At 71.5% G+C, this 11768-nt stretch carries 11 protein-coding genes and 1 tRNA gene; 4 read left to right on the forward strand and 8 right to left on the reverse strand.

Annotated elements, in window-relative coordinates:
• Position 1: 1 nt before the first annotated feature.
• The 4 genes from gatC to mnmA all read right to left on the reverse strand — a co-directional run bounded on the left by gatC (position 2) and on the right by mnmA (position 5462).
• Positions 2-301, reverse strand: coding sequence for an Asp-tRNA(Asn)/Glu-tRNA(Gln) amidotransferase subunit GatC (gatC, locus tag IFT36_RS01950; protein ID WP_043594160.1), 300 nt, complete (start codon positions 299-301; stop codon positions 2-4).
• Positions 302-407: 106 nt separating this feature from the next.
• Positions 408-1844, reverse strand: coding sequence for an alpha/beta hydrolase (locus IFT36_RS01955; protein WP_200412300.1), 1437 nt, complete (start codon positions 1842-1844; stop codon positions 408-410).
• A 125-nt stretch (positions 1845-1969) separates the two neighbouring features.
• Positions 1970-4321, reverse strand: coding sequence for an NAD-dependent DNA ligase LigA (gene ligA / locus IFT36_RS01960; RefSeq protein WP_200412301.1), 2352 nt, complete (start codon positions 4319-4321; stop codon positions 1970-1972).
• 10 nt (positions 4322-4331) lie between these two features.
• Entirely contained in the window at positions 4332-5462 is a 1131-nt protein-coding gene (gene mnmA / locus IFT36_RS01965) for a tRNA 2-thiouridine(34) synthase MnmA (protein ID WP_123571527.1), read from the reverse strand.
• 39 nt (positions 5463-5501) lie between these two features.
• Here mnmA and IFT36_RS01970 point away from each other — a divergent pair, with 39 nt between their 5' ends.
• The 3 genes from IFT36_RS01970 to IFT36_RS01980 all read left to right on the forward strand — a co-directional run bounded on the left by IFT36_RS01970 (position 5502) and on the right by IFT36_RS01980 (position 7766).
• Positions 5502-6752: an MFS transporter gene (locus IFT36_RS01970; protein WP_200412302.1), complete on the forward strand. Its 1251-nt coding sequence runs from the start codon at positions 5502-5504 to the stop codon at positions 6750-6752.
• Positions 6753-6807: 55 nt separating this feature from the next.
• Positions 6808-6889: transfer RNA gene (locus IFT36_RS01975), tRNA-Leu, on the forward strand.
• Between the two features lie 169 nt (positions 6890-7058).
• Positions 7059-7766 carry a DedA family protein gene (locus tag IFT36_RS01980; protein ID WP_056048583.1) on the forward strand — a complete coding sequence of 236 codons (708 nt, stop codon included), beginning with the start codon at positions 7059-7061 and terminating at the stop codon, positions 7764-7766.
• Between the two features lie 62 nt (positions 7767-7828).
• On the opposite strand, the gene IFT36_RS01985 is transcribed toward IFT36_RS01980, so the two are convergent.
• The 3 genes from IFT36_RS01985 to murI all read right to left on the reverse strand — a co-directional run bounded on the left by IFT36_RS01985 (position 7829) and on the right by murI (position 10125).
• Entirely contained in the window at positions 7829-8455 is a 627-nt protein-coding gene (locus IFT36_RS01985; protein WP_200412303.1) for a non-canonical purine NTP pyrophosphatase, read from the reverse strand.
• Positions 8452-9198, reverse strand: coding sequence for a ribonuclease PH (gene rph / locus IFT36_RS01990; protein ID WP_043595412.1), 747 nt, complete (start codon positions 9196-9198; stop codon positions 8452-8454). Before rph ends, IFT36_RS01985 begins: the two co-directional genes overlap by 4 nt.
• A 72-nt stretch (positions 9199-9270) precedes the next feature.
• Positions 9271-10125: a glutamate racemase gene (gene murI / locus IFT36_RS01995; RefSeq protein WP_056049161.1), complete on the reverse strand. Its 855-nt coding sequence runs from the start codon at positions 10123-10125 to the stop codon at positions 9271-9273.
• 105 nt (positions 10126-10230) lie between these two features.
• Here murI and IFT36_RS02000 point away from each other — a divergent pair, with 105 nt between their 5' ends.
• A complete protein-coding gene (locus tag IFT36_RS02000) occupies positions 10231-11481 on the forward strand; it encodes a nicotinate phosphoribosyltransferase (protein WP_207114073.1) in 1251 nt (416 codons plus the stop codon).
• 13 nt (positions 11482-11494) lie between these two features.
• Here the strand turns inward: IFT36_RS02000 and IFT36_RS02005 are convergent, their stop codons facing one another.
• Positions 11495-11755, reverse strand: a complete 261-nt coding sequence (locus IFT36_RS02005; protein WP_056048588.1) for a DUF3039 domain-containing protein — start codon at positions 11753-11755, stop codon at positions 11495-11497.
• Between the last annotated feature and the right edge of the window lie 13 nt (positions 11756-11768).

Consider the following 11768-nt stretch of genomic DNA (forward strand, 5'->3'; position numbering starts at 1 on the left):
GCTACTGCTCTTCTCCCAGGATCGCGCTCACCCGGAAGCGCGAGCCGTCGTGGTCGGGGGCGCCGGACAGGGCCTGCTCGGCCGTGAGCGTCTCGCCCACGACGTCGGGCCGGAACACGTTCTCGAGCGGGATCGGGTGGCTGGTCGCCGGGACGTCGTCGGTCGCGACCTCTCGGACCTTGGCGACGCTGTCGACGATGTGGCCGAGCTCGGCGGTCATCGTGTCGATCTCGGCCTCGGTGAGGGCGATGCGGGCGAGACCGGCGAGGTGCTGCACCTGCTCGCGCGTGATTTCGGACATGCTTCTCTCTCACGTGGTCGTGCGGGGGTACCGCGGCGGCGGTACCGCACGATTCTACGGGGCGGCACCGACGCGCGGGGTCGTGGGGGGTCGCGGCGTCGGACCCTCAGTCGCGGAAGTAGACGTCCTGCGGCCGCACGAGCGTGAGGGCGGGCGCCTCCGGACCGCCCTCGCCCGGTTGGCCGGTGCGACCGTCGACGAGTGCGCCGTGCCCGAGCCCGATGAGGGCCAGGCTGCGCATCGACTCGGTGCCGGCCCGGAAGTAGTCGTTGTGACCGAGGGCGGAGGCCAGGGCGTGTCCCGTCACCGCATCGGCTCCACCGCTCAGGTGCAGCACGACGGCGCCGAAGGCGCCCGTCGCCGGGTCGGCCCCGAAGAAGCCGCTTCCTGCCACGGGATCGAAGCTGCCGGCGGCGGCGTACACGTCGTGACCGCGGACCGCGAGCTCCCCGGCGTCGGACACGACGCTGCCGGGCGATCCCAGCAGCACCAGCGAGTCGACCGACACGCGTCCGGACGACAGGGCGATCGTCGCCGTCGTCGAGCCGTACGAGTGCGCCATGACCGACACCCGCGGCTCGTCGTCCGCCCGGGCCGCATCGAGCCCGTCGAGCGCGTCCACGAGGTGGGACGCACCCTGCCGAGCGAGGCCGAGGTCGTAGAAGTTGGTCAGGTCGGGCGTCTGGTAGCCCATCCAGGCCACGACGGCGACGGTCGGCACGGGGCCGGGGCCGCCGCGGCCCAGCAACGTCGCCCAGGTGGCCTGCTCGTCGTGGAGGGCGCCGGCGGTGTTGGTCCAGTCCACGAGCTGGTCCGACACCGTGAACAGCATGCCGGGGACGAGCACGCTGACGTCGTCGGCGGTGTCGAGGTCGCCGACGGTGACGGCCGCGCGTCCGGGCAGGACCGTGTCGAGCGCCACGAGGTGTCGGTCGGCCGCCCCGGCGAAGGGGACGTCGTTCGTCGCCCCGTCGAGCGTCGCCCGCACCTGCTGCAGCATGGCCAGGCGACGGGCGTCACCCGGCTCCTCGTCGACCGAACCGATCCGCTGCGAGACGGCGACCGTCGCGTACCGCAGGAGCTGCCGGTTGGCGGTGTCGCGCACCGAGTACGGGACGCCCTCGAGGTTGCCGACGACGCCCGGCACGCTGCGCGCGAGGACCGCCTGCCGACCGTCGTCCAGCCCGGACCACCAGGCGGCCGTGACCTCGGGTGCGACCTGCTCACCGAGCGCCGCCGTCAGCGCCGTCGCGTCGTCACCGTCGGCGTCGAGGGTGTCGGCGAAACGCTCGACCCCGGCCGAGGAGGCGCGGGCCAGCTGGTCGAGGCAGGCCTCGGCCGAGAAGGCGGTCGCCTCGACCTCCCGGCAGCCGTCGAGCTCGGGCACGGCACGACCGTCCCGTACCGGTGCGACCCCCGGGACGTGGCCCGGCGACGCCCCGACGAGTGGCCCGGTGGCCGGGCGGTCGAGCGTCACGTCGGTCGCCGACGGCACGGTCGGAGCGTCGGCCACCCCGGCGAGGTGCACCGAGGCAGAAAGCATTGCTGCAGCGAGGAACAGCACGTCGGGTCTTCCCCCTAGTCACGTGCCTGTACCCCGGCTCCCTACTGCTGGAGAACGACACGTCCTCACATCCTAGGAAACGAAAGTGCCCCTGACCAGGGAAATCATGATTCAGGCGCCTCCTCGTCCCCCACCTGGGGGACAACGAGAGCCGCCGGGCCCTCCTTAAGGAGGACAGCGAATTGCTCCGCGTCGATGATCCGTACCCCGAGTTGCTCGGCCTTCGTCAACTTCGATCCGGCGCCGGGTCCGGCCGCGACGAAGTCCGTCTTCTTGCTGACGCTGCTCGCCGCCTTGCCACCGGCCTCGACGATGGCCTCGAGTGCGCCCTCGCGTGTGAATCCCTCGAGGCTCCCCGTCGCCACGACTGTCACGCCCGAGAGCACGCCACCCGCCGCCTCGGCGGCACCCGGTCCGGGATGACCGGGTGTGGCGAACTGCACTCCCGCCGCCGTCCACCGATCGATGATCTCGACGTGCCAGTCGACGTCGAACCAGGCGAGCAGCGCATCGGCGATGATGCCGCCCACGCCGTCGACGGCCGCGAGCTCGTCCCGCGAGGCGGCTCGGATGGCGTCGAGCGAGCCGAAGTGGTTGGCCAGCGCCCGAGCCGCGACCGGCCCGACGTGTCGGATGCTCAGACCGACCAGGAACCGCCACAGCGGGCTGGTCTTCGCCTTCTCGAGGTTCGCGAGCATCTCGATCGCCGTCTTGGACGGCACCGAGGTCTCGTCACCCGAGAACTCGGCGGCCGAGGGGTCGAAGGCGCCGTCGCGCTTGGCGCGCTTCCGGCGGAACGGGGTGACGAGTTTCGGCTGCCCGTCGGCCTCGAGCTTCTGCATGCCGGTCTCGGTGTCGCGGACGACGACCCGTACGGGGAAGATGTCGGCCATCGTCAGGCTGAAGAGGCCGGCCTCGGTGCGCAGGGGCGGCGTGGCCGGCTCGACGGGCTGCGTCAGCGCGGCCGCCGCGACCTCGCCGAGGCCTTCGACGTCGAGCGAGCCGCGGGACGCGATGTGCTCGACACGTCCGCGGACCTGGGCAGGGCAGCTCTCGGCGTTGGGACAGCGCAGGTCGATGTCGCCCTCTTTGGCGGGCTTGAGCGGGGTGCCGCACTCGGGGCAGTCGACGGGCATGACGAACTCGCGTTCGGTGCCGTCGCGCAGCTCGATGACCGGGCCGAGCACCTCGGGGATGACGTCGCCCGCCTTGCGCAGCACGACGGTGTCGCCGATCAGCACGCCCTTCGCCTTGACGACCTGCTGGTTGTGCAGGGTCGCCTGGCGCACCTCGCTGCCGGCGACCTCGACCTTCTCCATGACGGCGAAGGGCGTGGCCCGACCCGTGCGTCCGACGCTCACGACGATGTCGAGCAGCGTCGTGTTGACCTCTTCGGGCGGGTACTTGAACGCCGTCGCCCACCGAGGAGCCCGGCTCGTGGCTCCGAGCTCTTCGTGCAGGGCCAGGTCGTCGACCTTGACGACGATGCCGTCGATCTGGTGCTCGACCGACGAGCGCCGCACCCCGTAGTCGTGGATGAAGGCCTCGACCTCGTCGACGGTGTCGAAGACGCGGTAGTGGGTCGAGATGGGCAGGCCCCACCCGCCCAGCAGGTCGTAGACCTCGGATTGCGACCGGACTTCGGTCGCCCGCTCGAGTTCGCGAACCGGCCAGGCGCCGATGCCGTGCACGAGCATCCGCAGGCGGCGCAGGCGTGCGTGCATCAACTCGCGCTTCTCGGGGCTCTTGCCCTCTTCTTTCTGACGCAGCGAGCCGGCGGCGGCGTTGCGGGGGTTCGCGAAGACGCGTTCTCCCGCCTCGCGCTGCTGGGCGTTCAGTTCGTCGAACTCGCTGACAGGGAAGAAGATCTCGCCTCGCACCTCGACCAGCGGCGGGTGCCCGGTGCCCTCGAGCCGTTCGGGGATCGTGCCCATGGCGAGCACGTTGCCGGTCACGTCCTCACCGACGACGCCGTCGCCGCGGGTGGCGGCGGTGACGAGCACGCCGTCCTCGTACCGCAGGTTGATCGCCAGGCCGTCGATCTTCAATTCGGTGAGGAACCGCACGCGTTCGGCCCCGGCGTCGCGCTGGACCTTGCCCGCCCACTCGGCGAGCTCTTCGTCGCTGAACACGTTGTCGAGGCTGAGCATGCGCTCGGCGTGCTCGACCGGGGCGAACTGCGTGGTCTCGGCCCGGCCGCCGACCGTCTGCGTGGGGCTGTCGGGCTTCTGCAGCTCGGGGTGCGCCCGCTCGAGGGAGTCGAGGCGTCGCACGAGGCCGTCGTAGTCGGCGTCGGTGACGGTCGAGCCGTTGCCCTCGTAGTACTGGTCACGCAGCTCGAGGATGCGGGTCGTCAGACGTTCGGCCTCGTCTCGCGCCTGGGACAGGTCGCCGGGGACGCCGTCGGTCTCGACCGCGGGCCCGGAGGCGGAGGCGTCGTCGCCGGTCTCGCTCATCGTGGTCGCCTCAGACGGTGACGACTGCGGGCACGGGCACGGCGCTGACCGTGCGGTCGATCGTGCACTGACCGAGGACGCGGGTGCCGACGTAGACGACGGCGGTCTGCCCGGGGGCGACGCCGTTGAGGGGTTCGCGAGGTGTGATCACGAGTTCTTTCTTACCCTCGACCTCCGACACCCGCGCGACCGCGGGTACGGGGTCGGCGTGGGCACGGATCTGCACGTCGCAGTCGAACGCGACCGTCGGGTCGACCGGGGCGAGCCCGGCCCAGGTGTACGAGCCGCCGGCGATCTCGGCGATGTCCAGGGCCTCCTTCGGTCCGACGACGACCGTGTTGTCGACCGGCCGCACCTCGAGCACGAAGCGCGGCTTCCCGTCGTCGGACGGGAAGCCGATGTTGAGGCCCTTCCGCTGGCCGACCGTGAAGGCGTGCGCCCCTTCGTGCGACCCGACCACGGCACCGCTGCGATCGAGGATCTCACCCGTCTCGGCACCGACCCGCTCGGCGAGCCACCCGCGGGTGTCGCCGTCGGGGATGAAGCAGATGTCGTGGCTGTCGGGCTTGGACGCCACGCTGAAGCCGCGCTCGGCGGCCTCGGCCCGCACCTCGGCCTTGGAGGGCGTCGCCCCGAGCGGGAACATCGAGTGCGCGAGCTGCTCGGCGGTGAGCACGCCCAGAACGTACGACTGGTCCTTCGCCCAGGCGGAGGCGCGGTGCAGCTCTCGGTTGCCCCGGTCGTCGGTGACGATGGTCGCGTAGTGACCCGTGCAGACCGCGTCGAAGCCGAGCGCGAGCGCCTTCTCGAGCAGGGCGGCGAACTTGATGCGCTCGTTGCAGCGCATGCAGGGGTTCGGTGTTCGGCCCGCGGTGTACTCGGCGACGAAGTCGTCGACGACGTCGAGCTTGAAGCGCTCGGAGAAGTCCCACACGTAATACGGGATGCCGATCTTGTTGGCGGCGCGCTGGGCGTCCATCGAGTCCTCGATGGTGCAGCAGCCACGGCTGCCCGTTCGGAGCGTCCCCGGCATCCGGCTGAGCGCCAGGTGCACGCCCACCACGTCGTGGCCCGCCTCGACCGCCCTCGCCGCGGCCACCGCCGAGTCGACTCCACCACTCATCGCTGCCAAGACCTTCATCCGACAAGTGTACGCAGCGGGCCTAGGGTGGCGAGCGACATGTCTTCCTCCTCCCCCGCCTTCAGCATGCGGTCGGTGGCCCTCGCGGCGTTCCTGCCCGCGGCGCTCTTCGCCATCGGCGAGGGGGCCATCATCCCGATCATCCCCGTCGTGGCGAGCGAGCTCGGTGCCTCGCTCCCCTTCGCCGGCTTCGTCGCCGCGCTCATCCTCGTGGGCGAGCTGATCGGCGACATCCCGAGCGGATGGCTCGTCAGCCGCATCGGCGAGCGCACCGCGATGATCGGTGCCTCGCTCGTGAGCATCGGCGGACTCGTCACGTGTCTGCTGGCGCCGAACGAGATCGTCCTCGCCGTCGGCGTGCTGGTGATCGGCCTCGCGACCGCGGTCTTCGCCCTCGCACGGCACGCCTTCATGACCAGCTTCGTGCCCGTCGAGATCCGCGCCAGGGCGCTGTCGAGCCTCGGCGGAGTCTTCCGACTCGGCTACTTCGTCGGCCCGTTCCTCTCGGCCGGGGTCATCGAGCTGACCGGGTCCGTGCAATCGGCCTTCGTCGTCCACATCGTCGGCTGCCTGGGCGCGGCGATCGCGCTGCTCGTCCTGCGCGACCCGTCGGCTGCTTTCGGCGTCCGGCCCGGCAGCGGCACGGAGGACGGCGCCGACCTCGTCGCCCGGGAGGCACACGGCCTCTTCGCGACCCTCTGGCGTCATCGAGGCGTGCTGCTGAAGCTCGGCAGCGGGGCGGCCCTGATCGGCGCCATGCGTTCCGGTCGCCAGGTCATGCTGCCCCTCTGGGCCGTCAGCATCGGCCTCGGGGCGTCCGAGACCGCGATCATCATCGGCATCGCCGGCGCCGTGGACTTCGCGCTCTTCTACACGAGCGGACAGATCATGGACCGCTTCGGGCGCCTCTGGAGCGCCGTCCCCTGCATGGTGGGCCTCGGACTCTCGTACCTCGCCCTGTCGGTCACGCACGACCTCGACGCCAGGGTCGGATGGTTCGTCGCCGTCGCGATCCTGATGTCCCTCGCCAACGGGGTCGGCAGCGGCATCCTCATGACGCTCGGTGCCGACCTGGCCGACAAAGGCGACCCCGCACCCTTCCTCGGCGCCTGGCGCTTCACCGGCGACGCGGGCAGCGCTGCGGCGCCCCTGCTCATCTCCGGGGTCACCGCGGTCGTGTCGATCTCGCTCGCCAGCGGGGTGATGGGCGTCCTCGGCGTCGTGGGTGCGGCGATCCTCGTGCGCTACGTGCCCCGCTACTCACCGCACGTGCCCCGCTCGCAGCGCTAGCGCCTCCTCGTCCCCGTTCCCGCCGAGGGTCGCCGTCGGTACACTCGGTGCTGCCGCGGGAGTGGTGGAATTGGCAGACACGCAGGATTTAGGTTCCTGTGCTTTCGAGCGTGAGGGTTCAAGTCCCTTCTCCCGCACACAGGGCGCCGTAACGACGTGCCCCCTCCCGCCAGGGTTCACGTCCCTTCTCCCGCACACAGAGCGCCGTAACGACGTGCCCCCTCCCGCCAGGGTTCACGTCCCTCCACCCGCACGGGTACCCTGAGCGAGACCGGCAGGCCGGCCACCACGACCGGAGAACACCCGATGCTGCCCCTCGTCTCCATCCCCTGGTTGAACCCCGAGTACCTGCTCACGTCCTTCGGACCGTGGGCCGTGCTCGGCGTCTGCCTGCTCGTCTTCGCCGAGACGGGCCTGCTGATCGGCTTCCTCTTCCCGGGTGACACGCTGTTGATCATCACGGGCATCCTCGCCGCGACGAACCCCGGCGCCCTCGGCCTGCCGATCTGGCTGATCGCGATCTTCATCAGCATCGCCGCGTTCGCCGGCGGGGAGCTCGGCTACCTCATCGGCCACAAGGTCGGCCCCCGCATCTTCGAGCGGAAGGAGAGCGGGCTGTTCAGCGTCGCGAACGTCAACCGCACGAACGCCTTCTTCGAGCGGTTCGGCCCGATGGCCGTCATCATCGCCCGGTTCGTCCCGGTGATCCGCACCTTCGCTCCGATCATGGCCGGAGTCGGCCACATGAGCTACCGGCGGTACTCGCTGTTCAACGCCGTCGGCGCCGTCGTCTGGGGCATGGGCATCACGTTGGCGGGCTTCGGCATCGGGCACATCCCGCCCGTCGCGGACTTCGTCAGCTCGTACATCGACCTCATCCTGCTCGGGGCCGTGCTGGCGACGGTGATCCCCATCGCGATCCACTACTTCCACGGGGTGCACCAGGCCAAGAAGGCCGAGGCCTCGGGCGAGGTCGAGACGCCGCAGGTGTCGTCCGCGCCGCACGACGCCTGACCACCGCGGGCACCCAGGCGCCCGTCGGCCGATGGCCGAGGCCCCGAGGAGGCGCGCGCGGCTCAGTGCGCGAGCGCGGCCACCCGGGGCGCGATCGCCCGGAACGCCCGGGAGCGATGGCTCACGGCGTTCTTCTCGTCCGCGGTGAGCTCGGCCGCGCTGCGGCTCTCGCCCGCGGGGCGGAACACGGGGTCGTAACCGTGCCCGTTCGAGCCGACCCGCGCCTCCAGAACCTCGCCGTGCCATTCGCCGTACTCGACGTGCTCGATCCACGCGCTCGCCTCGGGCGGCCCGTCGGGGCCTTCGGCACCGACGGGCGGCGGCACGACGAGGGCGGCGGCGCACGAGAACCACGCCGAGCGGTCGTCGGCCCCGTCGAGCTCGGCCAGCAGCTTGTCGATGTTGTCGTCCGCGTCGCGGGTGCCGGCGTAGCGCGCCGAGTGGATGCCGGGAGCCCCGCCGAGGGCCGCCGCCGAGATCCCGCTGTCGTCGGCGAGGGCGGGCAGCCCGGTGTGACGTGCTGCCGCACGCGCCTTGATCAGGGCGTTGGCCGCGAACGACTCACCGTCCTCGACCGGCTCGGGGCCGTCGTAGGCGACCAGCTCGACGCCCGGCGCCGTCTCGGCGAGCAGCAGTCGGAGCTCGGCCACCTTGCCCTGGTTGTGCGTGGCGATGACGACGCGGGTCATCGGCCGAGGGCCTCGCGCTGGAAGCGGCTCAGGTCGACGGCGCCGGCGACGGCGAGGTCGAGCAACGAGTCGAGCTCGCGACGGTCGAACGGCGCGCCCTCGGCCGTGCCCTGCACCTCGACGAACGATCCGCTGCCCGTGACGACGACGTTCATGTCGGTCTCGGCCCGGACGTCCTCGACGTAGGCGAGGTCGAGCATCGGCTCGCCGTCGATGATGCCCACCGAGACGGCGGAGACGCTGTCGGTCAGGGGCGTGGCCTTCTGCCCGACGAACTTCTTCTCGCGCCCCCACTCGATCGCCTGGGCGAGGGCGACGTAGGCACCCGTGATCGCGGCGGTGCGGGTGCCGCCGTCCGCCTGCAGGACGTCGCAGTCGAGGACGATCGTGTTCTCTCCGAGGGCCTTGGTGTCGACCACGGCGCGGAGGCTGCGGCCGATCAGGCGCGAGATCTCGTGCGTGCGACCGCCGATCTTGCCCTTGACGCTCTCGCGGTCGTTGCGCGAGTTGGTGGCCCGGGGCAGCATCGCGTACTCGGCCGTGACCCAGCCCTTGCCCTTGCCGGTCAGCCAGCGGGGCACGCCGTTCGTGAAGGACGCCGTGCAGAGCACCTTCGTGCCGCCGAAGGTGATGAGGGCGCTGCCCTCGGCGTGGGCGCTCCACCCGGTCTCGATCGTGACGGGGCGCAGGTCGGTCGTGCTGCGCCCGTCGGCGCGGACGGTCGTGCTCGTGGTGTCGGTCATGGTGCCTTCTCTCGGCTGGGGATGGACGGTGGCGGGCGGGGTCGTCGACCCCACGGGCGCAGGAGGCGCGGGTCAGGTCCGCTCGACGGTGCGGCGGCCCGGGGGCAACTCGATCGCCCCCGTCTCGAGGTGCCCGACGCGCGAGACCTCGGGACCCAGGAACCGGCGGGCCAGGCGCAGGAACGACTTCTCGTCGGGCCCGGTCGCCTCGAACTCGTGGTGCGGCTCGCCCCGGTCGGTGCGCTCGAGCCCGTGCTGGACGAGGGTGCGGTAGACGTCGGCTGCCGTCTCTTCCGCGCTGGACACGAGACGGACGTCGGGGCCCACGACGTACTGGACGGCCGCCGACATGAGGGGGTAGTGCGTGCAGCCCAGGACGAGGGTGTCGATGCCGGCGTCGCGCAGCGGGGCGAGGTACCCCTCGGCGACTGCCCGCAGCTCGGGGCTCGACGTGTCGCCCGCCTCGACGAACTCGACGAAGCGGGGACAGGCCTGCGTGATCAGCTCGAGACCCGCGGCCGCCGCGAACGCGTCCTCGTAGGCACGCGAGTTGATCGTGCCCTCGGTGCCGATGACGCCGATGCGGCCGTTGCGCGTCTGCTGCACCGCCGCGCGCACGGCGGGCTGGATCACCTCGACGACGGGGATGCCCGCGCCGATCGTGTACCGCTCCCGGGCGTCGCGCAGCACCGCGGACGAGGCGGTGTTGCAGGCGATGACCAGCAACTTGACGCCCTGGGCGACGAGGTCGTCCATCACGGCGAGGGCGTAGCCGCGCACCTGGGCGATCGGCTTCGGCCCGTACGGCGAATGGGCCGTGTCGCCGACGTACCGGATCGACTCGTGGGGCAGCTGGTCGATGATCGCCCTCGACACGGTCAGCCCGCCGACGCCGCTGTCGAAGACTCCGATGGGTGCGTCCGTCACGACCACGAAGCCTACCCGGCGCGAGCCGCGACCCCCTCGACGACCGGGCGAGCCTAGGCTGGCGGAGTGACCAGCGCGCTGTTGACCGACCGGTATGAGCTCACCATGGTGGAGGCCGCCCTCAAGGCGGGCACGGCCCACCGCGACAGCGTGTTCGAGGTGTTCGCGCGACGCCTGCCCGAGGGGCGGCGCTACGGCATCGTCGCGGGCACCGGTCGGTTCCTCGAGCTGCTCGCCGACTTCCGTTTCGGCGACGACGAGGTGGCCTGGCTGCGCGAGGCGGGGGTCGTGGACGCGACGACCGCCGACTGGCTGGCCGACTACCGGTTCTCGGGCGACATCTGGGGTTACGCCGAGGGCGAGGTCTACCTGCCGGGGTCGCCGCTGCTGGTCATCCAGTCGACGTTCGCCGAGGCCGTGCTGCTCGAGACCCTGGCGCTGAGCGTCTTCAACTACGACTCGGCCGTGGCCAGCGCGGCGGCGCGCATGGTCTCGGCCGCCGACGGTCGCCCGCTCGCCGAGATGGGCTCACGGCGGACGGGCGAACGCAGCGCCGTGGCCGCGGCCCGGGCCGCCTACATCGCGGGCTTCGGTGCCACGAGCAACCTCGAGGCCGGCCGGTCGTGGGGCGTCCCGACGATGGGCACCGCCGCCCACGCGTTCACCCTGTTGCACGACACCGAGGAGGACGCCTTCCGCGCCCAGGTCGACACCTTGGGGCCGGGCACCACCCTGCTCGTCGACACCTACGACATCCCCGAAGCCGTGGCCACGGCCGTCCGGGTCGCCGGGCCGTCGCTCGGGGCCGTGCGCATCGACAGCGGCGACCTGCCGTCGCTGGTGGGCCAGGTCCGCACTCAGCTCGACGAGCTCGGCGCGACGGCGGCGAAGATCACCGTCACGAACGACCTGGACGAGTACACGATCGCCGCCCTGCGCGCGGCCCCGGTCGACTCGTTCGGCGTCGGCACCTCGGTCGTCTCGGGATCGGGCCACCCGGCCGCCGGCATGGTCTTCAAACTGGTCGCCCGTCGCGGCGACGACGGCGAGTGGGTCTCCGTGGCGAAGAAGTCGGCCGACAAGGCCTCCGTGGGTGGACGGAAGTCCCCCGTGCGCGTCATCGTGGACGGGGTCGCCACCCGCGAACTCATCCGCGTCGGGTCGTCGGAGACGGCGTCCGGTGAACGGTCGCTGCACGTCCCGCTCGTCACGGCCGGCGAGATCGACGCCCGGCACACCGGGCCGGAGGGTGTCGCTCGCGCGCGCCTCCACCGAGCCGCGGCCGTGGCCGAGCTACCCGACCAGGCGCTGCGGCTCGGTCGTGGCGAGCCGGTCGTGCCGACCGTCTACGCGTGATCAGGCGCCGAGCTCACTCGGACGTCATCTTCTCGTAGATCTCCCTGCAGGTCGGGCACACCGGGAACTTCTCGGGGTCGCGACCGGGCGTCCATTTCTTGCCACAGAGCGCCTTGACGGGCTTGCCGCTCAGCGCGGACTCCATGATCTTGTCCTTCTTCACGTAGTGCGAGAAGCGCTCGTGGTCGCCCGGGTCGATCGCCTCGTCGTTCAGGAGCTTCTCGAGCTCGCGGTCCATGACGTCGAGGCCGCCGCCCGTCTGCGTGTCAGTCATGCAGACATCGTAC

It is taken from the genome of Frigoribacterium sp. CFBP 13605, assembly GCF_014839405.1.
Classification (GTDB): Bacteria; Actinomycetota; Actinomycetes; order Actinomycetales; family Microbacteriaceae; genus Frigoribacterium.

Bases quoted from the DNA above. Each gene is read 5' to 3' on its own strand.
- gatC (WP_043594160.1), bottom strand. From the start codon at position 301: ATGTCCGAAATCACGCGCGAGCAGGTGCAGCACCTCGCCGGTCTCGCC.
- IFT36_RS01955 (WP_200412300.1), bottom strand. From the start codon at position 1,844: ATGCTTTCTGCCTCGGTGCACCTCGCCGGGGTGGCCGACGCTCCGACC.
- ligA (WP_200412301.1), bottom strand. From the start codon at position 4,321: ATGAGCGAGACCGGCGACGACGCCTCCGCCTCCGGGCCCGCGGTCGAG.
- mnmA (WP_123571527.1), bottom strand. From the start codon at position 5,462: ATGAAGGTCTTGGCAGCGATGAGTGGTGGAGTCGACTCGGCGGTGGCC.
- IFT36_RS01970 (WP_200412302.1), top strand. From the start codon at position 5,502: ATGTCTTCCTCCTCCCCCGCCTTCAGCATGCGGTCGGTGGCCCTCGCG.
- IFT36_RS01980 (WP_056048583.1), top strand. From the start codon at position 7,059: ATGCTGCCCCTCGTCTCCATCCCCTGGTTGAACCCCGAGTACCTGCTC.
- IFT36_RS01985 (WP_200412303.1), bottom strand. From the start codon at position 8,455: ATGACCCGCGTCGTCATCGCCACGCACAACCAGGGCAAGGTGGCCGAG.
- rph (WP_043595412.1), bottom strand. From the start codon at position 9,198: ATGACCGACACCACGAGCACGACCGTCCGCGCCGACGGGCGCAGCACG.
- IFT36_RS02000 (WP_207114073.1), top strand. From the start codon at position 10,231: ATGGTGGAGGCCGCCCTCAAGGCGGGCACGGCCCACCGCGACAGCGTG.
- IFT36_RS02005 (WP_056048588.1), bottom strand. From the start codon at position 11,755: ATGACTGACACGCAGACGGGCGGCGGCCTCGACGTCATGGACCGCGAG.